The organism is Pseudoalteromonas rubra (genome assembly GCF_001482385.1).
Taxonomy (GTDB): Bacteria; Pseudomonadota; Gammaproteobacteria; order Enterobacterales; family Alteromonadaceae; genus Pseudoalteromonas; species Pseudoalteromonas ardens.
On the sequence record NZ_CP013612.1, the window covers coordinates 77,130 to 101,217 of the forward strand.

General features: G+C 44.3%; 24 protein-coding genes. 13 read left to right on the forward strand and 11 right to left on the reverse strand.

All coding sequences use genetic code 11. From position 1 onward, the window contains the following. Positions 1-198 precede the first annotated feature (198 nt). From AT705_RS19820 to AT705_RS19835, 4 genes are all read left to right on the forward strand, one after another. Positions 199-669 carry a GNAT family N-acetyltransferase gene (locus tag AT705_RS19820; RefSeq protein WP_058798109.1) on the forward strand — a complete coding sequence of 157 codons (471 nt, stop codon included), beginning with the start codon at positions 199-201 and terminating at the stop codon, positions 667-669. A gap of 245 nt (positions 670-914) precedes the next feature. Beyond that, positions 915-1,943 carry a cytochrome-c peroxidase gene (locus AT705_RS19825; RefSeq protein ID WP_058798110.1) on the forward strand — a complete coding sequence of 343 codons (1,029 nt, stop codon included), beginning with the start codon at positions 915-917 and terminating at the stop codon, positions 1,941-1,943. Further along, a complete protein-coding gene (locus tag AT705_RS19830; protein WP_058798111.1) occupies positions 1,940-3,544 on the forward strand; it encodes a hybrid sensor histidine kinase/response regulator in 1,605 nt (534 codons plus the stop codon). Before AT705_RS19825 ends, AT705_RS19830 begins: the two co-directional genes overlap by 4 nt. 12 nt (positions 3,545-3,556) lie before the next feature. After that, a complete protein-coding gene (locus AT705_RS19835) occupies positions 3,557-4,288 on the forward strand; it encodes a response regulator (RefSeq protein ID WP_167552013.1) in 732 nt (243 codons plus the stop codon). Between the two features lie 43 nt (positions 4,289-4,331). Here the strand turns inward: AT705_RS19835 and AT705_RS19840 are convergent, their stop codons facing one another. The 3 genes from AT705_RS19840 to AT705_RS19850 all read right to left on the reverse strand — a co-directional run bounded on the left by AT705_RS19840 (position 4,332) and on the right by AT705_RS19850 (position 8,524). Then, entirely contained in the window at positions 4,332-4,640 is a 309-nt protein-coding gene (locus AT705_RS19840; protein ID WP_058798113.1) for a hypothetical protein, read from the reverse strand. Positions 4,641-5,031: 391 nt separating this feature from the next. Next, positions 5,032-7,962, reverse strand: coding sequence for a M14 family metallopeptidase (locus AT705_RS19845; protein WP_058798114.1), 2,931 nt, complete (start codon positions 7,960-7,962; stop codon positions 5,032-5,034). Positions 7,963-8,167: 205 nt separating this feature from the next. Continuing rightward, a complete protein-coding gene (locus AT705_RS19850; protein ID WP_058798115.1) occupies positions 8,168-8,524 on the reverse strand; it encodes a DUF2237 family protein in 357 nt (118 codons plus the stop codon). Between the two features lie 249 nt (positions 8,525-8,773). Here AT705_RS19850 and AT705_RS19855 point away from each other — a divergent pair, with 249 nt between their 5' ends. Both AT705_RS19855 and AT705_RS19860 read left to right on the forward strand, forming a co-directional pair. Continuing rightward, positions 8,774-8,986 carry a hypothetical protein gene (locus AT705_RS19855; protein WP_058798116.1) on the forward strand — a complete coding sequence of 71 codons (213 nt, stop codon included), beginning with the start codon at positions 8,774-8,776 and terminating at the stop codon, positions 8,984-8,986. 12 nt (positions 8,987-8,998) lie between these two features. Then, positions 8,999-9,391 carry a hypothetical protein gene (locus tag AT705_RS19860; protein ID WP_157576928.1) on the forward strand — a complete coding sequence of 131 codons (393 nt, stop codon included), beginning with the start codon at positions 8,999-9,001 and terminating at the stop codon, positions 9,389-9,391. Between the two features lie 122 nt (positions 9,392-9,513). On the opposite strand, the gene AT705_RS19865 is transcribed toward AT705_RS19860, so the two are convergent. Beyond that, the gene (locus AT705_RS19865) at positions 9,514-10,404 is read right to left on the reverse strand and encodes a DMT family transporter (protein ID WP_058798118.1); all 891 of its coding nucleotides are present in this window, start codon (positions 10,402-10,404) and stop codon (positions 9,514-9,516) included. A 279-nt stretch (positions 10,405-10,683) separates the two neighbouring features. Between AT705_RS19865 and AT705_RS19870 the strand changes: the two genes are divergently transcribed. Then, on the forward strand, positions 10,684-12,747 hold the full coding sequence (locus AT705_RS19870) for a hypothetical protein (RefSeq protein ID WP_058798119.1): 2,064 nt from the start codon (positions 10,684-10,686) through the stop codon (positions 12,745-12,747). Between the two features lie 68 nt (positions 12,748-12,815). Here the strand turns inward: AT705_RS19870 and AT705_RS19875 are convergent, their stop codons facing one another. Continuing rightward, a complete protein-coding gene (locus AT705_RS19875) occupies positions 12,816-13,430 on the reverse strand; it encodes a flavin reductase family protein (RefSeq protein WP_058798120.1) in 615 nt (204 codons plus the stop codon). 104 nt (positions 13,431-13,534) lie between these two features. Here AT705_RS19875 and AT705_RS19880 point away from each other — a divergent pair, with 104 nt between their 5' ends. The 4 genes from AT705_RS19880 (at position 13,535) to AT705_RS19890 (ending at position 15,891) form a co-directional block, all read left to right on the forward strand. Then, complete coding sequence (locus AT705_RS19880) at positions 13,535-14,458, forward strand: histone deacetylase family protein (RefSeq protein ID WP_058798121.1); 924 nt, start codon at positions 13,535-13,537, stop codon at positions 14,456-14,458. A gap of 203 nt (positions 14,459-14,661) precedes the next feature. Beyond that, on the forward strand, positions 14,662-14,946 hold the full coding sequence (locus AT705_RS19885) for a helix-turn-helix transcriptional regulator (RefSeq protein ID WP_237113862.1): 285 nt from the start codon (positions 14,662-14,664) through the stop codon (positions 14,944-14,946). 106 nt (positions 14,947-15,052) lie between these two features. Next, on the forward strand, positions 15,053-15,199 hold the full coding sequence (locus AT705_RS25370) for a hypothetical protein (RefSeq protein WP_155946252.1): 147 nt from the start codon (positions 15,053-15,055) through the stop codon (positions 15,197-15,199). 461 nt (positions 15,200-15,660) lie between these two features. After that, entirely contained in the window at positions 15,661-15,891 is a 231-nt protein-coding gene (locus AT705_RS19890; protein WP_058798123.1) for a DUF6429 family protein, read from the forward strand. Positions 15,892-16,231: 340 nt separating this feature from the next. Here the strand turns inward: AT705_RS19890 and AT705_RS19895 are convergent, their stop codons facing one another. The 3 genes from AT705_RS19895 to AT705_RS19905 all read right to left on the reverse strand — a co-directional run bounded on the left by AT705_RS19895 (position 16,232) and on the right by AT705_RS19905 (position 18,256). Beyond that, the gene (locus tag AT705_RS19895; RefSeq protein WP_058798124.1) at positions 16,232-16,639 is read right to left on the reverse strand and encodes a VOC family protein; all 408 of its coding nucleotides are present in this window, start codon (positions 16,637-16,639) and stop codon (positions 16,232-16,234) included. A gap of 72 nt (positions 16,640-16,711) precedes the next feature. Continuing rightward, complete coding sequence (locus AT705_RS19900; RefSeq protein ID WP_058798901.1) at positions 16,712-17,122, reverse strand: helix-turn-helix domain-containing protein; 411 nt, start codon at positions 17,120-17,122, stop codon at positions 16,712-16,714. Between the two features lie 414 nt (positions 17,123-17,536). After that, the gene (locus AT705_RS19905) at positions 17,537-18,256 is read right to left on the reverse strand and encodes an SDR family oxidoreductase (RefSeq protein WP_058798125.1); all 720 of its coding nucleotides are present in this window, start codon (positions 18,254-18,256) and stop codon (positions 17,537-17,539) included. A 269-nt stretch (positions 18,257-18,525) separates the two neighbouring features. Here AT705_RS19905 and AT705_RS19910 point away from each other — a divergent pair, with 269 nt between their 5' ends. Beyond that, a complete protein-coding gene (locus AT705_RS19910; protein ID WP_058798126.1) occupies positions 18,526-19,425 on the forward strand; it encodes a LysR family transcriptional regulator in 900 nt (299 codons plus the stop codon). A gap of 388 nt (positions 19,426-19,813) precedes the next feature. On the opposite strand, the gene AT705_RS19915 is transcribed toward AT705_RS19910, so the two are convergent. After that, positions 19,814-20,947: a fibronectin type III domain-containing protein gene (locus AT705_RS19915; protein WP_058798127.1), complete on the reverse strand. Its 1,134-nt coding sequence runs from the start codon at positions 20,945-20,947 to the stop codon at positions 19,814-19,816. 273 nt (positions 20,948-21,220) lie between these two features. Here AT705_RS19915 and AT705_RS19920 point away from each other — a divergent pair, with 273 nt between their 5' ends. Beyond that, a complete protein-coding gene (locus AT705_RS19920; RefSeq protein ID WP_335339076.1) occupies positions 21,221-21,694 on the forward strand; it encodes a GNAT family N-acetyltransferase in 474 nt (157 codons plus the stop codon). Positions 21,695-21,804: 110 nt separating this feature from the next. Here AT705_RS19920 and AT705_RS19925 read toward each other — a convergent pair whose 3' ends face one another. Next, on the reverse strand, positions 21,805-22,926 hold the full coding sequence (locus tag AT705_RS19925; protein WP_058798128.1) for a response regulator: 1,122 nt from the start codon (positions 22,924-22,926) through the stop codon (positions 21,805-21,807). A gap of 17 nt (positions 22,927-22,943) precedes the next feature. Next, positions 22,944-24,023 carry an HD-GYP domain-containing protein gene (locus tag AT705_RS19930; RefSeq protein ID WP_058798129.1) on the reverse strand — a complete coding sequence of 360 codons (1,080 nt, stop codon included), beginning with the start codon at positions 24,021-24,023 and terminating at the stop codon, positions 22,944-22,946. Positions 24,024-24,088: the final 65 nt, after the last annotated feature.

Consider the following 24,088-nt stretch of genomic DNA (forward strand, 5'->3'; position numbering starts at 1 on the left):
CGTGTTATTTAGCTCAATAGACGACGTTTGTTCGTTTTACACTGTGTTGACCAGAACACCTCACCTCGCTTCTCTTGATTCTCGCGTTGTTGTTCGTTACGTTGATTGTTCCTATTAGAGATCAAAACACTCATCTGGGTTCTCTCAAACACACATATTCAGTAGTTTTGGTTATGTTATAACGAATTAAGGGCGGATATGATCACAATTAAAAAGCTGAGACCTGCCGACATTGAAGCGGTTAAATCCATTCAGCTGGCCTCCGAGCAGGTTCGTTTTGCTGGCACGGCGCAAGAGTTTCTCGATGAGATCTGTGAGACCACACATCTCCATGTTATTTATTATCAGGACACTTTGGTTGGCTACTTTAAGCTGGATCTGGCGTATGCAGAAAAGTTTGCTTATTGCCCGACCGGCGCGCTTGGGATACGTGCGTTTGTGATTGGTCAGCAGTATCAGGGGAAAGGGCTGGGCAGTGCGGCAATGGTGGCTGTGTTAGGTTACCTGGTAGAACATTATCCACAATTTCGTTGGATATATCTGGGTGTTAACTGTCAAAATCCGGGGGCATATGCTTGTTATAAGAAAGCCGGGCTAACTGAATGTGAAGACAAATATGTGGGTGGTCCTGCTGGCCCTCAGCACATAATGTACAGTGAAATTAAGTGAAACTAACCGATCATGAGAAAGTTGGGAGTGGAAAAATGCCAGTCAAAATCTTTGCTTTTTAATCACAGCGTCAGTGTTGCTGGCTCATGATGAATGAGCTAATCTGACTCAGAATATCCAAGACAGTGAGCAGGCAGGTTACGGTTGTATTCATCTTACCTGGTAGTCATGGGGGTATTTGCTTTAGGTGTCTATACTTATTCTCATAATTGAGAGCTGACAGGCTCACCTGGGATATTATTTGTATGGGTATCAAGTATGTGGTGGCAGTATTTAGCGCGCTGGCAATGGTATTTTTAACGCTTGCGTTGCAGTTTTATTTTATCAAAGACAATCGCCATCATCAGCCTGTTATTAATAACAGCGCAGACTTAGTCACTTATTCCAGCCAATGGGTAGATGCCGCCATTCAACCCTTGCCGCGTCTGGAACACTATGATGTTGGCTGGGTGCAGCTTGGCAAAGCTCTGTTTAAAAGCCCATTGCTTTCGGCGGACAACACAACGTCCTGTGCTTCTTGTCATGACCTCTATAATGGCGGCGATGACGGTTTTCCCGTTTCTGTTGGTGTAAATCAGCAGCTGGGGAGTCGCAATGCCCCGAGTGTAATTAATGCGGTCTTTAACTTCAGGCAATTCTGGGATGGGCGCAGTCCCGATCTTACCAGTCAGTTGCCGTTACCCATTCATAACCCGTTAGAGATGGCCAGCAACTGGCCGCAAGTGATAGGCAAACTCAATCAACAGCCGCACTTTGTTAACAGCTTCGAAGCCTTGTCCGAAGACGGGATCACGCCTGAAAATATCACCAAGACCATAGTCGCCTTTCAGATGTCACTGGTATCCGAAAATACGCCCATTGACGCTTACCTGTTAGGTAATGAAAAGGCGTTAACTGCGCAACAGCAGCGCGGATATCGAAAGTTTGTTGAACTGGGCTGTGTGACCTGCCATCAGGGGCGTAATATCGGAGGCAATATTTACCAGAAAATGGGTCGCCTGGATCGTATGCCCAAAGCATTACTCAATGACGCCGGGCGGTATCAGATAACCCGTAACGAGCAAGACAAGTTTGTCTTTAAAGTGCCCAGTTTGCGGAACGTTGCACATACAGGACCGTATTTTCACAATGGTTCTGTGGTGCAATTGTCGGATGCGATCCGGATAATGGCGAGCGGGCAGCTAGGGTTAGAACTCAGTGAGGAGGATGTCTCTGATCTAGAAGCAGTGCTACATGCCTTTTCAGGCGAACTGCCGAGGTCATTGAAAGAATGAAATACCTTATTGAAGGAGCAATACTTGGATTGATTTGGTGGGTTGGCGCGCAAGCCATCACGCAATATCATCAGCTACAAGATACTCAGGTTGCTATGGCGCTGAAAGCGCGACTTAACAGGGCGACAACAGAATTATCGCTCGAAACCTTATCTGCAATGGATAGCAATATTTATCACTTTGACAGGCATGCACAAAAGCAGCTGGAATTCGAAAGTGCATACAATGAACTGCTCACCCGGGACTTGTTGAGCGACGAAATGAGCCTCGCTGTCACGCACTTTCATGATGCTGTTGACACATACATGCAGCTGGCTTCAATGCTCAAAACGTCCTACCGTTACATTGCAAAGCAGGAGCTGGAAAAAGAGGCTTACTCAGCGCAAGCCCAGTTAGCCGTCAGTAAAAGCGCTGCCCTGGTGTCTAATTTGCAGGTAACCAATTCACATACTGTTGTTGAAGTGGTGCGTGAGCAGCTAATGCGCTCCATGGCATCACTCGAACAGTTTGAACAAGAAAGCCGTAGTTTCAGGGTAATGCGTTTACACATAGATTTTATACTCGAGAATGCATTGCCCGCTTCAAATCTGCTGGTACCGATACAAAACAGTACGCTATCAACGGCCATTTTGAAAAAAACGCAGCACCTTAGCGAACAGGTCGACACTGTTTACTGGCAGATGACAAGGTCGATCCTCTTCCTGCTTGCGCTGGTATCTCTTCTTATTATTATCGTGTTGCTGCGGTTGATGAGCGATCTGAAGCGAGCCAATGCGCAGGCGAATCAGGCTGCCGAAACCAAGTCTTTGTTTTTATCCAATATGTCACATGAGATAAGAACGCCCATGAATGGGATCATGGGTCTGACTGATATCCTGCTGGCTACAGAGCTCACCTCAGTACAAAGAAATTACCTTGAGAAAGTGCGCTTTTCGGCAAATGCATTGACGACCATCATCTACGATATTCTCGACTTTTCAAAAATTGAATCTAAGAAGCTTAATATCGAACAAACGTCTTTTCAGTTTGAGGAGTTGATCGATAACTTGAGATCTCTGATCACGCCCATTGCCAATACCAAAGGGGTCAAGCTTATTTTCGATATTGACCCTTTGCTCAGTGACTGGTACCTCGGCGATCCCGTTCGGATCAATCAGATTATGCTAAATTTCACGTCTAATGCAGCGAAGTTCACGGAATCCGGTTCGATTACGCTTGCTGTGCATCGGGAGGCTAAAACCGAGTCGAGTGACTGGGTGGAGATTTCAGTGAGCGATACGGGGATAGGGATAGAGCAGGATAAAGTTGAGCAGCTGTTCGAGCGTTTCACACAGGCTGAAGCATCTACAACTCGTCGCTACGGTGGTACCGGACTGGGACTGACAATTTGTAAATTACTGACAGAGCTAATGGAGGGTAATATCGCGGTGGTTAGTGAAGTCGGGCAGGGTTCTACGTTTAGCGTTCGTTTACCTCTGGAAACTGTCAGTAAGGCATCATTAACTGAGCAGGAAATTTCGACTGCCAGTATTGCAGGCAAAATATTAATTGTAGAAGATGACCCAATTTACATGGAGGTCAGTGATAACATTGCCTCGTAAGTGGGGCTGAGCGTGTCGCGTGCGCAAAACGGACGGCAAGCTGAGGCTGCGTTATCAGAGAATACTTTTGACATACTACTACTTGATTGGATATTGCCCGATTGTGAAGCCAATGAGTTGTTAGAGAGACTAGAAACCTTAGCGGTGTTACCTGCAAAAGTTGTCATTTACACGGCGCACACAGAGCAAAGTATTGCGACAAAAGTGAACTACCCGATACTCTATAAGCCACTACTAAAAAAAGACCTGATCAGCATTTTTGTTAAAGATACGCCCAGCCAAACTGCTGCAAAGAATAACCCAGAACAATCAGACGAGGCAGAAGAACCTGCCTGTGCAGCAGGTGAGTTTCGGGTGCTACTCGTTGAAGACAATGAGATTAATCGCATTGTGGCGACCAAGTTATTAGATCGTTTTAACTTAGAGGTTGAGATTGCAGAAAACGGTCAACAGGCGATTGAGGCAATCAAGGCGTGCGATGGCGCATTTGACCTTGTCTTAATGGATATTCAAATGCCTGTGATGGATGGTATGGAAGCTACCCGTATCCTTCGTGAAACCTATGATAAAGAGCGACTGACTATCATCGCATTGACTGCTAACGTCATGCAAAGCGAGGTAGATAAATATCTGAGCATAGGCATGAATGCGCACCTCGGAAAGCCGTTTAAAACGGATGAGCTGGATAAGGTGCTGGAAAAGTACATTTTTAAGCGAGAGTGTTTAGCTAGTAAAGCTGAGTAGTAAAGGTAGGTAGTCTGAAAGGCTGCCTACCCTGAAGTGCACTTTATTTGTAATCCATCGCGATCAGCCTTCTTGCCTTGTGTGGATATTGAAGATTATCAATTGTGTCTGAACCATTCACCCAAACAGTACCCTGTGTCGCTTTTGCGGTGAGGAATAATGAGAGAGATACACGGTTGATGTCTGAGTCTGGTGTAAACCAGAACTTGTCGATGGCACCATTGACGTTCTTAACTGTGACTATTACCTTACCTAAAGAGGTCATGATATTTGTTACTTGACCCTGAGACTGGTAGTTCGCGTAAGACCCCGTACTAACTATCAACATAAATAAAGCGATTAGATATTTCATCGTTTTTCCCTATTTTGAAAACGGCATTTTATCTTAGAGTTTTTTATCCGGCAACAGCAAGATACCTGATTGTAACGTGTTTGTGTTCGTTGCGTTTAGAGAAAATACACCAGTTGTTTTGGCGTTTTTTATGGTTTACGTCTTAAGTGGCGCTGAGGATAATCTAAATGATAGATCTGAAATTACATCCATACAGAGCAAATTTGGCAGCAGTCGAATAAAAGTGAGTACAAAATGGGTCGGTTGTTCAGGTGACAACTTTTAATCATGAAGCAGGTGAGCCGCCTATTTGATTGAGTATGGATATGATGAAGTAAATACAAAAAGCCAACAAGGTCGAGCCTTGCTGGCTTCTAGGCTGTTATTGATAAGTATGACTCAGATACGATGATCAAATCTTTTTAATTGGTTGATTTGTACCTAGACCAGAACCGTATACGATTGCATTTAGTAGTAAACGGTTAGTTGCGAGTGTCGAGCCTCTAAATGCAGGCTGGCCTGAGAACAATATAACCTGTCCTCTACCCAGGCGCTCTCGTGTTAAGTAAGCTGAATTCGCGATTCGTTTGCTTGCTTCTGGCCATAACAGGCCACTCATACGCAGCGTCAGAGTTTGTTTTTCAGGTAACGTTGACCAGTTTATTGTGCGGTTAAGCGGTTTATCTGCTGCACTTTCCACGCGTTTTTTCCATTCTTTGTCTTCCATTTCCTGGTATGCACCAAACCTAACCGGCGCCTGCACGTCTTCTTTGGCCATCAAAACCGGGTTTTGGGCAGTCAGAACCGGGATCACTTTAGGGGCACCAAAAGTTAACCAATGTTTTTGGTCGGTACGAGCGGCAACCAGAGCGCCTGCTGGCTTAAATTGTGCGAGCCAGTCATCTTGTTTTTTCAGTTGCTTCTCGCTTGGTGTTTTTGTTTCGCTGTTCCAGGGGTAGTTGACTGACTCAGCAGCATTGTGTTGCCAGGCCAGGCTCACCTCAGGATAACCGTTTTTTTGTGCTAACCACTCTTTTTGTAAGGCAACATCATATGTGGCTATGTCTTTGAAGGTATGCTGAATTTGCCTTACCCGGCTGAATTGAGCATCTTTATCTACAAACGGAGCTACAGAGCCATCTATGGCAATGAGTGTGCCACCGTTTTTTGTCCATGCTTTTATTGCTGACAGTTCATTTTGACCCAATCGGTTGTACCAGGTCGTTGGCACGATGAACGTGTTGTAGCGTCGCAGGTCTGTGATATTAAAGCGATTTGAGTCTATATGAGAATGACGGATCCCCAGATTACTGTCGATGCTATGCCAAATTGCACCAAAATCTAATGAGCTGATGCCGGGGCCGCCAAGAATGGCGATTTTTGGTTGATTCAGTACCTTAAAGTGCTCACCACCAAAATCAGGCAAGTCGCCTTTACCCATACCACCTGTTACCGCATGTGCAGTGACAGACATTTCCTGTGCTGTTTTCTCAATTACTGCATCTAAATCGCCGGCAAAGAATTCATTGTCGTAGCGTGAGACTACAATGGTGCCTCGACTCATATTTACCCCATCCAGGGCCGTTTCTTTGTCAAGGATACGTGTTGTCACCCCTCGTTCCATTAAGCGAGCGGCAAATCCTACCGAAGCATCATTAGTGCCATTGACCACATAGCCAATGGAATTCGCTTTTTTAATTATTGCCGGACGTTTTTCAGGTGCAGAGTAAGGGCGAATGTTATCATTGATATCGCTTGGAATGGCCAGGGCTTCAACACCGTGCATCATGGTGATGTTCCATGCAGTGGCATCATACATTAAGCTGGAACCATCACGCAGTACGCGTTGACGCTCTTCAATAAGTACACTGTCGTCTATCTTGGTATCAAATTCCAGCATAGTGGAGACAAGCCGCCCCTGAGCTTGGCGATTGCGAATGATTAACGTACCTGTGGGGAGCATTTGTGAGACGGAATCTCCAAGTTGATTAGTGGCATTTTTAACAGCAATAGGTTGCGTAGTTTGATGCATCTCAAAGCCTTGCAACTGCATTAAATCAACAAACTTGGCCATACGCTGATGGTTCTCAGACGGTAAAATGGCAAAAGTTCTATCAGCATATGGGCTGTTTTTTGAAATGAGCTTACGTTTGTCGCTCACAAAGTCACGATAGATATCTTTTGAGTGCTTAATGAGTGTTTTTACATTAACCAGGCTACTGACAAGCTGTTTATCAACTCCTTCAGCATAACTCACAATACGGCCATTCGGCTGCATGACACCATCTTCTTTGATGCGCGCTTGTTCGTACAGAATGTGAATAGTGCCCCGGAACGCGGCATAACTTGAATAACCCGGGTAAAGGTTTTCTAACCATTCACCTGTGTAGTATGGCCAGTTTTGATCATCAAAAGCTTGAGCCTGATCCTGCGCAAAAATCCCCCCCCATTTCCTGCCTGATGCGGACAAGTTTTTGTTTACAGGCTCTCGCGCCAAACCAAATAAATAAGAGTCCATTGGGCCCATTTCGTGCGCATCAATCATTAATTGCGGATTCCACTCATTGATTGATTTAACAATACCGCGCGTTTCAGGGTGAACGCCCAAAATAAAGTCACGGTTTAAGTCAAACAAGTAATGGTTACTGCGGCCAGCTCTCCATGCGTCGGTGTGTAACGTCGATTGGGTGTCTACATTGGGGGCAACCCCTCGACGCTGCTGAAGCTCCTGTGTAAAGCGCGCACGACCGTCAGGGTTCATAAGAGGGTCGACAATGATAACGCTTTTTTCAAGCATATCTTGAATGTCTTTTTCTTGTGATGCTATTAATTGGTAGATTGCCGCCAGTCCCGCATCACTGCCCGACCCTTCATTGCCATGAATGGTATAGGCAAGCCAGGCGACGGCTGGCAGTCTGTTTATAATGCGCTTTTCTTCACTCTTTGAGAGGTTTTTTGGGTTTGCTAACTTGCCGATATCCGACTTGATCCGGTCGGTGTTTTTTAGGTATTCCGGAGATGAAATAACCACATAGTGTAAGGGTCTGCCTGCGTGAGAGCGCGCATATTCTACAATTTGCATTTTATCACTGACTTGTTGCCACAGTTTTAGTGCGTTGGTGATTTGTGCTGGTGTTGCCGCTTTTTGGCCAACAGGAAAGCCTAGAATACTCTCTGGGGTGGGAATACTGGCGTCTAGTTGGCCATTAATTAGCGCTTTTTGGTAATCAAGGCCTTGTAATTCAGTGGATGTCAGTTTTATTTGCGCGGTTGCTTGACTACTGATGGTCAGCGTACCTGCAAGTGCAATGGACAATACTTGAGAGTGAAATCGCATTGACATGAGGGTTCCTTATTGTTTTTGTTGATATGTTATATTGTAGCATTTTGTGGTTGGGAATAATTGTTTAGTGAGCTTGGTTTTATTGCGTGTTAACGCTTTTTCTAAGTTAAAAGTAGGGGAATCATGAAGTCAGGGGCTGACAGCTGTCGCTTTCTAGCGCAGAGTTATAATACTCTGGCTAGAAAGTGTTTTTTAACCAGTTGCTTTATTGTTGATGTGCTTTGAGGACCTCTAATGAGATGAACTCCAACGCATTTTCGTGCGTTGCTTCGAGATTGACAGGAGGAGCAACCCCGGCTTCATAGGCTTCTTTCCACCTTAGCGCGCATAAACACCACCCATCGCCTGGTTTTAAGCCCGGGAAATGATATTCCGGATGTGGCGTGGTTAAATCGTTGCCTCTGGATTGGGTAAAGGCCAAAAAAGCCTCTGTGACTGTGGCGCAAATTACGTGAGTACCAACGTCCATATGATTGGTATTGCAAAATCCATCCCTTAAAAAACCGGTCAACGGATTTGTGCAGCAAGACTGCAGCGCTCCACCTAATACATTTTTAGCCATGTTTAACTTCCATTCTTTATACAGTTAGGGCTTTGTACGTATGTGCTTGCAGTGGGGTTTACTGTGGGTGAAGTGTTTACCGGGGAGCGCGAACCGAGAGACAGAACACAGAGGCAGGTTTTACTTCTGAACAACGTAGGCTTGTTTTATGCTAGTAAGTATTGAGGCTGGTATTTTTTAACGCCTTTTCTACGTTACAATATCCATGATTTAGACAAATTATGAGTGTAATAAAAGGAATGTATCAGAATGAAAGCTAATGAATTTTATAGTCTTTCAGAAGAGCTGGGGAGCAAGTATCTATTACCTCTGGGTTTTTGGTTTAATAATGGCGGGTGGTACTTCGCCGATGACAATTACATGCTGGCTTTTGAACTGGCCAACATTTCTCATTCCCAGAGTATTTTTCTAAAATATCTGACGGTAGTTTTCTATAACTATGTTAAGCGTGAGGATTTCTGAGCGATGCAGCCGATGCAGTATGCTGATCACTATGGTCCGGTGCAGATGAACCCTATGCAGCTTCCTGAGTATGAACAATGGCAGTATACAAACGCGCACAATAGTCGTGGGGAAACATCCGCCTATTTCCCCCTCTACTACGGTGGGCTGATTGAGGCCGAGCCGATAAGGCAAGGCTTTTTTGTTAAAAAACAGTGGGAAATGCCAAAGGAGTTACTTCCTGGTTGGATCACTGAACGCGGTGCCGATATCGTTGCTGAAGATGAAGTCAGAGAGTTGCTAAAAAAGGCGATGATCAACACCGCAGAGTATGTTTTTAAATGGGCAGGTACACTGACACCCCATGAAATCATTCGCAGATCGAAGAAAACGGCGATGATTGGTTTGTCGAAAAGGAGTGGGTAAAAGCTTACAAAGCGCATCTGGCAGCACAAGTCTAAGTAAGGCAGATATGAAAGCAGGTACAATGGTGTCGTTCAGGTACTTTGTTCCTGCTTCCTTATTTATTTGTTAAGTGTTACGCAGCTTCACCCTTGCAACAGCAAAAACACCCCAAATAATGCAATTGCACCGCCGCATAGCATTGCTTTGGTGACGGTTTCTCTTCGGATCAGGCCCAGGGTCATCACCATGAGTGGGGCTGTGGCAAAAATAGTTTGCGCAATGGCTGGATCGGTGTGGTTAACAGATATGAGTTGCAACCACAAACCAATAAAGGTGCCAAAAAAGACAGCAACAAATAACCAGCGTTTACCCGACAATTGCCTTAATGTCAGTGCCTGATTGAGGCTTTGTGACTTCAAACTGGCGACCAGACAAGCAACAAACAAGGTGCCAGATGTAAGGCGGATAAATGCAGCCCATAAGCTACTGATGGTTTCACTATTTAACGCGCCTTTAGAGAGCACCATGCCGGCGGCCTGGCAGGTTGCGGCGGTGATCGCAAACGCGATGCCAAGCAGATAGTGTTTTTTATCTGTTATAGGCTGAGCTTTAGTAGGTTTAATCGCAACAATGACACCACATGTTGTTACCAGGATACCAAGCCAGGCAACCGGGCTAAGATAGACACCGAGGATCAGGATATTTAGTATGCCGGCAATAGCTGGTGCCAGGCTTTCTACGACCAAAGTGCGTGCAGGACCAATATTTCTGAGCGCAGCGAAATAGGCGCTATCTCCAATGGCAATACCTAAAACGCCACTGGCAATCAACCAGGCCCAGCTGGATGGTAATACAGGATATGCGGTATCTTGCACAATAAGCATGCACAATACCATCAGGGTTGCAGCGATCACGCCTTTGCTGACATTGAGTTCAAATGGACTAAGGTGGTGGCTAAAGCGCTTATATATCAGGGTTGAAAACGCCCAAACAAATGCAGCACTGATGGCTGCTATTTCACCTATTCCAATCATGTTATTATTCTTCTGACTAATGCAAAGCTGCTAGTATACACAAACGCTCATCGAGAAGTGAGGTGTAGAGGTGTTCTGGCTGTCACTACTTTATTTACTGTTACAGTAAGGCTTTGCCCGTTAGATCAGTTTTAAGCCCCAGTCTCACACCGTCTCAGGAATTTGTCTAAGATTGTTTAGAATGGTTAATATTGTGATACTATTATTTTGCATTTTATAGTGGTTAACCTTTCTTTTCTGCGCTTTTAAATCTTAATTAGAATAAAAATGGTGTTATCAATGAGTTCAACTGTTCTGGCATACGCATTTCTTAAAGCTGCCTTTGGGCGAGGTCTTAAAAGCCCTATCGATGCAGTCGAGCCTTTGGTCAAAAGGGCTTTATTGGATCTTAAACATGGTCAATTTGAACAAGTCAAAGTTCAGACAGCGATAAAAAAGTACTTTGGCGTTGAAATTCCGCTCAACGTTATACGCTATACGTTTAAAAATATCTCCGCAAACACTGACCTCATTTCCTTAAATAAAAAGACTTTTATTTATGAACGGACCAAAAGTGAAAAAGGCATTGAAGATGTATTAAACATGGAGCGAGAATCAAAAGCGCAGATCAACCGGATAAAAGCGATTTTATTTGATGTGATTGAAGAGTACTCCAGATTCAAATTTGAAGCAGAAGAAGTGCTTGAAGAGTGGCTGGATAAGTCTGCTATTAGCTTTCTCGGCGGTAAGGCTCAGGCCTCAAACATCAGTAATCGGGACTCTGAACTGAACAGAATTGTCGCGATAGCAATTAACGATCCGGATCATGGCAAAACCTTCATCAAGGATCTTACGGATGTCGCTCTGGGGGATGCGTTATTGAGGGCGATTACTGAAATAACTGAGTATGACAAGCATAAATCAAGTCAAGACATGGGATCTGCCATTGTCACCTTTCAGTCAAAGATGAAAGGTGTAGAGGTTTATTTCGATACTAAATTGGTGCTGCGTGTACTGGGTTACGTAAATGATGAAATGGAAAAAAGCACAAATGAGCTTATTAACTTGTGCAAATCATTAGACGCAAAAATTTGTATTTTCAGCCATACAGTCAGTGAAATTAAGAAAATTATTAATCGTGTCGCGTCTGGGTTGGTTGAGGGCAGGCAGGTTGATGGAGACTTAGCAAATCATGCGTTTCAACGAGGCATCAGCGCAGGTGAGTTGCTTGAATATGTTATCGACCTGGATGACAAGCTTAAACAGTTGGGGTTTGAGATCAAAGATGCTCCGACAGTCGAGCTGGAAAACTCGATAAATGAATCCAACCTGGACAATATGGTGGGCAGTCGATTAAACCAGGAGTCAGATGACGCGCGGATCGCTGATGTTAATTCTATATGCGCAATTTACAGGCTCAGAAAAGGAGAAGCAAAGCGCTATCTTGAGAAATGTAACGCGATCTTTATTACTCCAAATAAAGCGCTTGCGGATACCGCCACCTTATTCTTTAAAAATCACTACAGGGATGAAGCTGAACCAAACAGAGTTCAGCACTGTATGACAGATGTGGTCTTTGCAACGCGTCTTTGGACTAAGTTACCCACATCGCTCGACAAGTTACCAAAGAATCAAATCGTGGCTCATGCGATGAGTAATCTCTCGATTAATAAAGAAGTAAAAAGCCAGTTTCAGAAGCACATTGGCGAATTAATAGGCGAGGGTAAATTAACTGAGCAAGAAGGTGTTCAGGTTAAGCTCTATAATTATACTGAAAAGCTGATTTCTTTAAGCGAGTATGCTTCGACACCCAGTAAAGATGGCGCTGAGTGTATTGCAAAAGAAATTATTAACAAACAAGGAAGCTACATCAATTCAATCATCGAAGATAATGAAGAACAGAAAAAAGCGCTGGAGTCGCAGTTAAGTGATATGGAATCCAAATATGAGCGTGAGAAACAAACACTCGAAAGTGACAATGTTTATCTGACTGAATCTCTCAATAAAAAAGTAGAAGAGGGGCGAGTTAAAATTTCATATATGGAGATGAACTTGGCACGCATCGAAGCACGTTGCGGTAAGATAAGTCGAGTACTAACCAATAGCGTATTTTTAATCGCTTTTTTACTCGTGTACTATAGCTTTGTCATTAACTTGGACGTGACCCAATACTTAATGTCCCACTTTGAGATTGAGAAAAATGACACACTGGATAACGTTTTACAGTTTGTCTCAGTGATGTTTTTTACCATTATCTCGATATATGGTGTGTCTCGTACTGATTTTTACGACTATTTTTATAGTAAATTGCGAGGGGTAATCATCAGAATAGTTGTGGGTAATGAAGAAGAATTCGAAGTTTAAAAAAACCGGAAGAAATCTATTGAAGCACAACACAGCGATTGCTACGTGGTAATCGCTGTGGGCGTTCATTATTTAGGTCTGACTTTCGCAAATGGTGCGGTGATCCCTGAGTACTCTCCACTACCCAGACGTGCCAGTGGGGCGGCTTTATCGGCCAATACTTTAATGCGTTGTTTGTGGTCCAGCTCAGTTACCTTGTCGCTCAGGTACAAACTGATGATCTTCACAAACACCAGGTTTTGCGGCGTGTCGCCGATTTCCTGAAATTCATATAATTCACAGCCATAGGCGATATCACAATGCGCGATACGTGGCATGTCAAAGCCTGTGAATTCCGCTAGTTTAATGTCGTTGGCGGTTACTTCGGATTCGCCATGCGGCAGCGTTGCAGCCGTTTGCGTTACCAGTTCAGCATCATGCTCACAGGCAATGTGAATTACACATCTGCGTGTTGATTTGATGTTTTTTACTGTGTCTTTAATTTCCCCTGTCGGCTTTTTGCCGGCTGAGAACATCAGTAATGGAGGCGCACTGGATACCGCTGAAAAGTAAGAAAAGGGTGCCAGATTATAGTTGTGTTCATCGGACTCCGTTAAAACCCAGGCGATGGGCCTTGGGATCACGGTTTGAGTCATAAGGTGATATATCTGGGTTGGTGAAAAATCGGCAAAGTTCAGTTCCATAAGGTAAAATACGCAAAGTTTAGGTGTCGATATGTTGCCATACTAACCACGAGGTGGAAAGATGCGCTACACTCACGCCATCCTCGTTATATGTTGTTTTGGATATGTATATAAACCGCCAGTCACTTAATACCAGCCTACCGCTGGTGTATCACCCCAACTATTCATTCAGTTTCGATCCAAATCACCGCTTTGTGATGAGTAAGTTCGCTAATCTCTATCAGCAGGTGAGGGCAATGGGCTTGATTGGCGACAATGTATATCAACCTGAGCTGGGGTCACCGGAGCCACTGGAAACGGTGCACTGTGATACTTATTTATGGGATCTGTGGCGTAATCAACTTGATGCTAAATCGATGCGTCGTATTGGTTTGCCTTGGTCTGAGCAGCTCATGGCGCGGACCTTCACTGCACCGCTTGGCACACTCAAGACCGCAGAGTTGGCGCTGCAAAACGGTGTAGCCTGTCATCTCGCTGGTGGCACGCACCACGCTCACTATGACTTTGGCTCAGGCTATTGTATGGTCAATGATTTAGTCTTTACTTCTACAACCCTGATAGCGCAAGGTAAAGTAAACAATGTGCTGATCTTTGATCTGGATGTCCACCAGGGAGATGGTACCGCAGCCATGCTCAAACATAACCCCTATGTGTTTACCTGTTCTATTCACTGCGAAAAAAACTTTCCGTTTCGAAAACACAGCAGTGATCTGGATATTGGTCTGGCGAACAATCTGAGAGACGCGGACTACTTGCATATCGTAGAAGACACCCTGACAGGCTTGCTCGAAGACGTTAATCCAGATCTGGTATTGTACGACGCTGGGGTGGATATCTGGGAGCACGACGGCCTGGGTAAGTTAGACATCAGTTGGCGAGGTCTGGAGCAGCGCGATGCGCTGGTGCTCAAAACTTGTCAGCATGCAGGCGTACCCGTTGCAACCGTGATCGGCGGCGGTTACGACAAAGATCACCTGCGCCTGGCTCAGCGCCACGCCATTGTGGTGGAACAAGCGGCACTACTTTAAAAGGGGTCCTGCTAGCTTCATTTAAATTAAAAGTAAGTGGGAGATTTTGAGTTAAATATAGGAGGCCTAAAGCCTTGATTAAAAAGGCTTATAAATATATTCATAAAATGCCTTTTATTTGTTTCTTTTGTTAAAAATTGGTTGCTTGTGCGCGTTGTTGGGCGGTATTTGTCGCTCACAGTATAAGGAAAGGGTACAAGTGTGTGAATAACATAACAAGAAGGAACAAAACGGAAAGATTCAGACGCTACATTCAAAGCTCGGTCAGGCGCATGCGCCTGGAGCGTAAATGGTCTCAGGCCACCCTGGCTAAAAAGCTTGGCGTTGATCAGGCCACCATCAGCAATTATGAGTCCGGTAAAACCGATATGAGCAGTGTACAGCTGTTTGAGGTATTTTTAATATTTGGTAAAGATCTGACCAATGCGTTGGATTTTGCTGAGCCGAATTCAGATGAAGTTCAAGAGAACGATCAGGAGAAGGAGTAACTTATATGTTTGATATTTATACAATCGTTGATCATGCTCAGCCGCTTGTTATTGCTTGGGTGCCTGTTATTTTATGCAAAGAAGGCTGAAGCAAGGGAACTTAACTATGAAAAAACTAGATAAACAGCAAATGAGTTTGGTCATGGGAGGCGACTCCCGTTCTCCAGATTTACCAGCAAGACAAAGAGCCGAGATAATGGAAAATGAGGCGAAAAAAGGAACTACCCAATGGCTAGTTCAAAAGGAAAAATGAGGGATTGAATTATGAAAATATTAATTAGACAGCTTGCAAAGCGCATCCACGGCGGTTCACATGGGCGCTCGATTTACCGCAGCAGGCAAGAGTGATGCGACTACCTGATGATGCTGAGGTTTTGGAAAAGAAACCAGGTTGATCTAACGTTTAATAAATGGGTTTAACAAGTTCCAGTCTTTTTAAAACGAAAACTATCTGAACTTGTCACCATCTAGCACCAACACCCTTTGTCATCCCGGGCGCTTGCGACCCGGGAGCTGCTTAACACCACTCAGCTCTCTAATCAGGAGGGAGAAAGCAGGAGCGACAAGTGCACGGTTTATTCATATCCTGCGGCTAGCGTTGATACCTGCCTGGCTCCAGACTCGATCTCACTTCACCCTGAGCGCTGGTTATCAACCTGGTGTGCCAGTTCACTGCGGCTGCTAATTAATAATCAGCCCCGAATGGAGATTTCAATGAACATAGATGAGCATAAAATTGATGACGCGGCGCTGGCGATACTGTCGCTTACACTAAGCGAAGATGGCTGTGCCTGGAAACAAATTGACTGGGAAGTGATGAGTAGGCTTTACGAAAAAGGCTTAATCCATGACCCCAGAGGAAAACAAAAATCGGTTCAGTTTACAGAGCAAGGAGTGAAGTTGTCCCGGCAACTGCTTGAACAGCTTTTTACCGCGGAAAAATAGCTTTGTTTATCTATCTCACCAATAAACCGTCAAAGCTGGGTACTATGGAATTGCACAGGTGCGGCTGACAAATCTAACTGAATATTTTGTCTATACAGTGCAGATGACACTTTACACTGACTGGTAACAAGCCGATGGGCTGCTAGAGCGGCCCGCCGGCAAATTGCTATCGCGAATTAATACCAATTTTCTTAATTAAGTGGTCTATTTTGAGGCGAGAAAATAGGGTCGATAACAAGGCGAAAATTTTGCTGTTTAGTTGTTCTAAATGAGAAATTTTTAACGCTGTTAGCGTCCTATTTGCTCCTTCAAATAGACCAAGTATTAAATGAAATTGGTATTATCTTTGTACCAAACTGAACCAGTTTCCGGAGTTGTCCAGACCCATGGCTTCTACGCCATATAATTGTTCTGTTGGCGGCTGAATGAATTCGACGCCTTTGGCGACAAGCTCTTCGTATGTTTGCTGGCAATTTTCAGTTTCGAAAACGCCCGCGCCGAATGCACCTTCTGTAATTAAACTCCGGATTTTTTCGGCAGCTTCTTTGTTAAACATGGGCCCTTCTTTTGGCTCTGCTAATACCAGCTGGAGCTGTGAATTCGATTTCGGATAGACAGTTAACCACCGGAAACCACCTTCTACTTTCATATCATCACCGACTTCGAAACCAAGCTTATTTTTATAAAAATCAAGCGCCTCGTCCTGATTTAGTACATATATTGTGGCATGCGCTATAGATGTGATCATCTTCATATTCCCTGTTGTGAGTTCACCTTTATTGTATAGATAAAATCCAGCAAAGGTTTCTCCAATATTGCGCTATTTGCCTAAAAAGTGATAGGCATAACAGGCCGGTATGGCCTGAGAGGGAAAGCAAAATGGCTCAGCCGACAAGGCCCAAAGTTTGCGTCGATATAAAGTCGGTGCCATGCCTGTTTGCTTCAAAAATAAGGAGGAAAAGCTGCCAAGGCTTGAATAACCCACATGCTCACAAATCTCTGAGACACTGTGGTTTTCGGTAATCAGCAGTTTCTTTGCGTGTGTCACTCTGAGTCGGATCAAAAATTCATTGGGCGTTTCTCCATAAGTGTCCCTGAAAACCCGTAAAAAATGGTAGGGAGAGATATGCGCATGCTTTGCCATATCAGAAAGGCTCAGTGCATTGTGGAAGTTGTCGGCAATGTGATCCCTGCCCGCTTTCACTTTCTTAAATTTATAATTTGTGGCCATAACATTTAACTCTTGTTCCCTGTAAAAATAACCGGCGTACTGACACTCTGTTTGGCCTGTCAACAGCCCTGTATACGCATCATTCATTACAATAAACAAATTACCACTGCTATACCCCTTGCTCAAGCACAACCTACTCAGAGAAAGTGAGCTATCGGGTTGGTAATAGCAAATGCATGTGGCTCTGGCCAGATTGATATGTTTTTAATGATTCATCCAAATATGAGCAAAGGTCGACTCTGCTGCGGTTTGCGACAGGTCGGTGATATCTTGGCTCTGTGAGTAGGAGCGTCAGCTGTTTCTGTCTTTGGTGTTTAGGCTAAAAATTATTGAAATTCAGTTTCTGGTGTGACAAAGACACCCTGCATTGGGTGTCTTTCATATATTCCTCATATATTTTTCATATATATGTGTTTACGGCTGTTGGCGTGTTGCTGCAATTAACAGTTCCCGGATACAGACTTGCTGGGGTTGCTCTTGGATGAAAAGTGCGCTTCGCGCTATGTCATCAGCGAGCAAAGCACCTCCCATGGTTTGTTTCCAATCTTCATAACCGGCTTTTATTTCGCTTGACGTTGTGTGGTTCAGTAGTTCAGTTTCTACGGATCCGGGGCTGATATTTGTTACCCTGACACCAAAGTCTGCCACTTCTTCACGGACATTCTCCGTGATAGCAGACACCGCGAATTTGGTTCCACAATATGCTGCATGATTTGGAAAGGTCTTTCTGCCAGCAATTGAGCTAATATTAATAATCGTGCCACCGTTTCTATTTTTCATAGGTTCAAGTACAGCCTGCATCCCATTCAACAAAGCCACAACATTGACGTCGAACATTTTTTGCCACTCGTTGTTGTCTTGTGTCTCTATTTGGCCTAGCAGCATGACCCCAGCGTTGTTGATAAGGCATTCTACTGGACCAAACTCTGCTTCAGCTTTTGCGATGGCTCGTACAAAGGCCTCTTTGTTTGTGACATCGACTTGTTCGCATAAACAGTTAGGTAAGTTGAGTGCAGTCAGCTTCTCAATACGCCGTGCTATGAGTAACAGTGGGTAACCAGCTTCACTAAAGCGCTTTGCGATAGCTTCTCCTATACCAGAGCTGGCACCTGTAATAACAACTAGCTTTTTCATCAATTTTACTCCTAAAAAGGCAGCCTTTTTAAGTGAGGCTGATTAAAGTTCTTGTCTCTGACATGGTTAAGTTTGCTCAGAGCTCGAAACAAAGGATCCTCATACCACTGCAGTGCTTTACCGTATTGTTGCGGTGGCTGGTGGGAATCAAATGATGAGGCGCATTCTATGGCAATATCAGAAGGTGATATATAAGGTCAGAGTCACATCATTGTTTACAAAAACGATCTAATCTTTATTATTAATTCCTTTTGGACACAGAGATTTTGATGAGAAAAGAAGTCAGTTACTCGGATATAAATAGCTTTTTGGTACTGGTCGAGGAGGGGAGCTTTACCAGGGCGGCAGAAAAGCTCATGTGTTCACGTTCACAAGTTTCAAAACAGTTATCTCAACTAGAGTCCAGTTTGGGTATAAGCCTGTTAGTCCGAACTACGCGTACTCAGCATTTAACGCCAGCGGGCGAAGCGTTCTTCGAGCGGTGCAAGCAGGCTTATGCTGGCATAGATCAAGCGATAAGCAGGGCAATAGAAAGTGCCACTGAGCTGTCCGGGGAAATCAAAATTAATTGTGTAGGTGGATATATTGGTGAAAACATCATTGGACCGCTGGTTGCCGATTTTATGCGAATACACCCTGACATTAATATTGTGCTGGACTTCAGTAGTAAACGGGTGGACCTTGTTTCAGGCGAGTTTGATTTTGTCTTCCGGATGGGAGAGCTTGTAGACTCAGCACTGATTGCAAGGAGGTTGACAGAGCTGACTATGGGTACCTATGCAAGCCCAGATTACATCTGCAAATATGGAAAACCGGACACTCCGAAAGATTTGGATAACCATAAGTGTATTACGGGCAGCATGCGCTCGTGGACGTTTGTGCATGCCCATGATCGTAATCAACAGGAAGTCAGTGTTAACGGCGATCTGGAGTGTAAAAATGGTCGGATCATGGTGTATTCTGCATTGCGTGGTAATGGCATCATTCGGGTGCCCGAGATTTACTGTTCACAGGAGTTGAGAGAAGGCAAGCTAGTGTCAGTCTTTGAACATTGGCATCCAAAGCGCATTCCTCTCTACCTGGTTTATTTACAAGACAAACATCAACCCACAAGGATCAGCGCATTTAAAGACTTTGTGCTCAATAATTTTGCGTCATACCTTGCGTAATCGCCTCTTCTATAGCGAGTATGCTGTCAGGTTCAGCAGGAATTTCCATCAGTTATCTGCTCCCTTTAATTTCTTGTTTTCATCAACTTGCTGTTCCCTGTTTATAAAGCAAACTCAAGGTATCCATCTGGGTGTGAGTAGCACCTGGGTTGGTGGGACTGCTTGCTAATGAAGTCAATTCAGCGCAAAGTGATGTAATCAATGTGAGCAATGCTTTCAAAGTTCGTTTGCAATGCGTATTTTTACGATGCACATCTGTATGAGGTATAGAGTGCTAGATGGTTTGCGATTTTAACGTTCCTTAAGTGCGGGGCAGTCAATGACTCAATGATGACTACCAACCTTCACTTAAAGCCTGGAGGTTGGTAGTCGATATGGTTTAAAACGTTTAGTTACTTACAACGTTAGATGCAGGCGATGCGTTGTAACATATGCCACTTTGTGTACATGCTTTGACGCGATATTGCCTGTTGCCTGACCCCAGGTTTGACCACGAGATACTAGATGTGTTTGGTGCACTGTAGAACCGATAGTCAGTCCAGTTATTGTTGTTGTACTTGATTGAAAGTACATACTGATAGGCACCGGGTACATCGTTCCAATCCACAATGATGGTATTGCCACTTAATCTGGCGTAAGGCGCGTTGGGTGTATCCAAACCTGAGCTCACTGTAACCGTATTTGAGATCGGTGAAGGTTCAGAGCAGCCATAGCTATTACAGGCGACGACGCGGTAACGACGATTACCATCGTTTAAGTTTTGCCAACTCATGTATGACGCTGAAGCCGGACTTGGAATATATTGATAATCGGTCCAGCTATTGTTGTTATATTGAATGGCAACTTTATAGGTTGCACCGCTGACAGGTTCCCAGTTCACATTCACGCTGTTACCTGAAGCTGAGGCATTGATCCAGCCTGGCGCATCAGGCACACCAGGCACTTCATATTCATAATCAACGCCGAGGGTGTATTCGAAATACATATAGTCTTCACACTCAGCTGGGTTTCTATTAGCACACCGTAAACTCACGCTGTTGCTCAGCTGTGCCTTCAGGGTGAATGACAGATTATCTAAGCGAGTACCATTAAAAGGCAGGTTAACTGTTGAAGACCCTAACGAGTTTGCACCGTATGCCGACATAATGGCTTTCACTTGACCCGTTAGCGGATTAGGTAAATAGGGAGAAGATGCGCTAACTGTGAGAATATAATCGCCCAGCAGCAGGCCCCGGGTCAGTACTTGTCTATCTGCATAGGCTGTAAAACTCGCGCGAATATTGGTGATGGTTGCATTGTTTGGAACTTCACAGCTCTCAGCGCCAAAGACGGAGTATTTGGCGGTTGTCACGTAGTCATTGTTGTCCCAGCTCATAGGCGGCGCGCCCGGTTGGGTTCTGGATATTTCACAATACCCACTTTGTGTCGCTGCGGTGGCAGAGAAAGTGGGGAGAATTCCGAGTGCCAGAGTGGCGCTCACACATAGCGCTGAAGCACAGCTTGGGAATAACTTAGAGATCATACTTACTTTCCTTTTATAGTCTGTCCTAAAAAATATGAGGCAGGCACATCTTGCCAGCCATGAGAAAAGTGCACTTTTAATAACAAAGGCTACCTGATGATATATTAAAATATTCATCAGGTAATTGACTTAATCGGCATTTCAAATGCGAGTTTTCGAAGTTGGCAGACCTTGAATGTTCATTACAAACAGACAAAAGGCACGGAGTTATTTCTTTCTTGCAAGTCTGTATCAATATTGAGACAGTTGACTTATTCAACAAGCAGACAAAGAATGATGACGGTGGAATTTTGTTTTCTCGCTGAACGACCGGAGTTTAAGGCGCTGGTTGCTCACTGGTATTTCAGCGAGTGGGGCGCGCTGGCACCTGATGCTACAGTAAACTCGTTTGAAGATAAGCTCGAAGAGTATCTGCAAAAAGATGCTATCCCACTGGCGTTGCTGGCAATGCAGGCAAACAAACCTGTTGGCGTTGCTCATCTGCGCTTTCACGAAATGACCATTTACCCGGATAAAACGCATTGGCTGGGTGGTGTGTATGTCGCACCTCACGCAAGAGGGAGTCAGGTCGCTTCTGCGTTGGTACAAAGAATTGAGCAGTTGGCTAAGTCTTTTGGTGTCAAGGAATTGCATTTGCAAACCGAGCAACAAGACGGCGGGCTTTACCATCGTCTAGGCTGGCAGGCACAGGAGCGAGTGAATTATCGCGGCGTGGATGTGGTTGTAATGAGCAAGTCGCTTTTCTGATTTGAGCCCGCCGGTGTATGCGATTTCTTTGCTTAGCATGGCACTTTTTTTCAATGTAAAAACATCAAGCTGGACAAGCTAATCGATTAATACTGATTCTATCTTCAGCGTCAATCGATTAGCTTGTCCAGCTTGATAAAGAAGTCATTAAAGGTTGCCGACATGTCTTCAGAGTGCTCTTGTATTTGTTGCAGATCTTCCTTTGCCCCGTCGAGTGTTTCACGGATAGTTTGCTCCTGCGTATCACTGAATCCGAATGTTAATATGGAGTCTTCTATATCAAAGATAAGCCGTTCAATTAGTTCCTGACATGACTGATTATAGTGCTTGAAAATATAATCGATACTTTCTAAATCTTTGCTGGCAATTTGGCTTAGTTCTTGTAGCCCTCTGTTTTTAGCCTGAATAGCTTGAACATTGCTTTCCAGGCTTTTTAGCCTGGCATTCGCCCCCCTGACAACCAATGCCAGGATGTCATTGAAGCGCCCATATTTCTCTTCATCGTCTACTGGCATATTTTTAACCAGCAAGGAGCAATATGCGCTATTAAAAAAGCTCCGCTTTTCAATATTGATAACGGTTTTGCTCTCACGGCCTTTTTTTAATAACTCATGCTCTAGCGGGTTAATTACGCCAAAGTTACTAAAATCCCGAAACTCTCCCATTAACCCAATTTGTACAGACGCTTTTAGACTAAGGTTTTGACAGAGGGCCAGAATTGCATTAGAAAGCTCTGAAAGCGTATTGCATCGATAAGAATTTTCAATAAATTCAAGGCATAACCCCAGCTCGCTGCAACTTGCAATGGCAGTCATAGTGACTTCTTCAGCGGCTTCGCAATTAACTTTTAGCATATCAATTTCGTTACTGTACTTTACCAGACGCTCTATTCTGAAACTGAGCTCGGCCGCATCAAATGGTTTAGTGATGTAATCATCACCACCGGCCTTAAAGCCCTCGAGCTTGTCTTCAATACAGTCTTTAGATGACACAAATAAAACCGGGGTATCATTGTGGTTTGACGCCTTACGAATTGCCTGACAAACCTCGTAGCCATTCATGCCTGGCATGACGACGTCCAGCAAAATGGCATCATATTTTCGTTCATTAAACAACGTAAGTGCGTTTTCGCCATTTAAGGCAGAAAAGTATTTATGTGTTTCGCCTAACATGGTCCTTGCGATGTCATGATTTACCTCATCATCGTCGACTAATAAAATAGAGTAAGGCATAAGTCCCCCGTTTAGTCCTAGTCCCGGTATTGTTGAGAAATCTCAAAAAATGCGCTTTCTTGTGCCAGAAATTCATCTAATAGTTCAGGGTCGAAGTGACTACCGCGGCCTTCTTTCATAATCTCAACTGCGTCGTTGTGTTCCATGGCATCTTTATAAACCCGACGACTTATCAGCGCATCGTAGACATCGGCGATGGCCATCAGCCTGGCACTGAGTGGGATATCTTCTCCTTTGAGGCCTTCGGGATAACCAGAGCCATCCCACTTTTCATGGTGATAATGAGAAATCTCTTTTGCTGTTTGTAAAAAGCTGTCGGTCTGGCCCAGCGCTGATTCGGCCGTTTCGATCGCATTGCGGCCAAACACGGTATGGGTTTTCATAATCTCAAATTCTTCAGCTGTAAGCCGGGCTGGTTTGAGTAATACATTGTCTGGTATGCCAACTTTGCCAATATCATGCAGTGGCGCAGATTTGTAATAAATATTGATGACTTCGGGGGGCAGTATCTGCTTATACTTTTCTTTGCCACTGAGTATGGTGGCGAGCAACTTGACATAAAGCTGTGTACGGCGAATATGATTACCTGTTTCCTGATCCCGGGTTTCAGCAAGGCTTGCCATTGCCTGAATGGTAACGTCCTGCAGTCGCGACATTTGCTCGGTCCGTTTCTGGACCTCTTCTTCTAAGTAATTGTTTTTGTCTTTAAGAATGTCCTTAGATTCTTTGTTTAGCAGATGTGTATTTAGGCGAGCCAACAGGATGGGTGGGCTAATTGGCTTGTTGATATAATCGCAAGCACCCAGCATAAAGCCCTTCTCTTCATCTGAGACGCTGGTTTTTGCGGTCAGGAAAATGACCGGAATTTCGCAGTGAGACTCATGTGACTTCAGATATTTGATGACATCGTAGCCATTCATTTGTGGCATCACAACGTCCAGTAAAATAATATCTATCTGATTATTCTCAACAAGGTTAATAGCGGCTTCGCCACTTTTTACTGCCAATACACGATATTTGTCTTTGATAATCTCCGCCATGAAAGCCAGGTTCTCTTTCACATCATCTACTACCAGCACGGTCTTTAGTTCTTCCATAGTCTCTGTTATCACTATGTTGCACGATTGCACGACGTACTTAGAAATATAGGTCTATTATTAGT

Coding starts and splice junctions, on each gene's coding strand:
- AT705_RS19915 (WP_058798127.1), bottom strand. CDS start 20,947: ATGATCTCTAAGTTATTCCCAAGCTGTGCTTCAGCGCTATGTGTGAGC.
- AT705_RS19855 (WP_058798116.1), top strand. CDS start 8,774: ATGAAAGCTAATGAATTTTATAGTCTTTCAGAAGAGCTGGGGAGCAAG.
- AT705_RS19890 (WP_058798123.1), top strand. CDS start 15,661: ATGAACATAGATGAGCATAAAATTGATGACGCGGCGCTGGCGATACTG.
- AT705_RS19830 (WP_058798111.1), top strand. CDS start 1,940: ATGAAATACCTTATTGAAGGAGCAATACTTGGATTGATTTGGTGGGTT.
- AT705_RS19860 (WP_157576928.1), top strand. CDS start 8,999: ATGCAGTATGCTGATCACTATGGTCCGGTGCAGATGAACCCTATGCAG.
- AT705_RS19930 (WP_058798129.1), bottom strand. CDS start 24,023: ATGGAAGAACTAAAGACCGTGCTGGTAGTAGATGATGTGAAAGAGAAC.
- AT705_RS19825 (WP_058798110.1), top strand. CDS start 915: ATGGGTATCAAGTATGTGGTGGCAGTATTTAGCGCGCTGGCAATGGTA.
- AT705_RS19900 (WP_058798901.1), bottom strand. CDS start 17,122: ATGGCCACAAATTATAAATTTAAGAAAGTGAAAGCGGGCAGGGATCAC.
- AT705_RS19905 (WP_058798125.1), bottom strand. CDS start 18,256: ATGAAAAAGCTAGTTGTTATTACAGGTGCCAGCTCTGGTATAGGAGAA.
- AT705_RS19820 (WP_058798109.1), top strand. CDS start 199: ATGATCACAATTAAAAAGCTGAGACCTGCCGACATTGAAGCGGTTAAA.
- AT705_RS19870 (WP_058798119.1), top strand. CDS start 10,684: ATGAGTTCAACTGTTCTGGCATACGCATTTCTTAAAGCTGCCTTTGGG.
- AT705_RS19910 (WP_058798126.1), top strand. CDS start 18,526: ATGAGAAAAGAAGTCAGTTACTCGGATATAAATAGCTTTTTGGTACTG.
- AT705_RS19925 (WP_058798128.1), bottom strand. CDS start 22,926: ATGCCTTACTCTATTTTATTAGTCGACGATGATGAGGTAAATCATGAC.
- AT705_RS25370 (WP_155946252.1), top strand. CDS start 15,053: ATGAAAAAACTAGATAAACAGCAAATGAGTTTGGTCATGGGAGGCGAC.
- AT705_RS19880 (WP_058798121.1), top strand. CDS start 13,535: ATGTATATAAACCGCCAGTCACTTAATACCAGCCTACCGCTGGTGTAT.
- AT705_RS19875 (WP_058798120.1), bottom strand. CDS start 13,430: ATGGAACTGAACTTTGCCGATTTTTCACCAACCCAGATATATCACCTT.
- AT705_RS19865 (WP_058798118.1), bottom strand. CDS start 10,404: ATGATTGGAATAGGTGAAATAGCAGCCATCAGTGCTGCATTTGTTTGG.
- AT705_RS19920 (WP_335339076.1), top strand. CDS start 21,221: ATGATGACGGTGGAATTTTGTTTTCTCGCTGAACGACCGGAGTTTAAG.
- AT705_RS19845 (WP_058798114.1), bottom strand. CDS start 7,962: ATGTCAATGCGATTTCACTCTCAAGTATTGTCCATTGCACTTGCAGGT.
- AT705_RS19895 (WP_058798124.1), bottom strand. CDS start 16,639: ATGATCACATCTATAGCGCATGCCACAATATATGTACTAAATCAGGAC.
- AT705_RS19840 (WP_058798113.1), bottom strand. CDS start 4,640: ATGAAATATCTAATCGCTTTATTTATGTTGATAGTTAGTACGGGGTCT.
- AT705_RS19850 (WP_058798115.1), bottom strand. CDS start 8,524: ATGGCTAAAAATGTATTAGGTGGAGCGCTGCAGTCTTGCTGCACAAAT.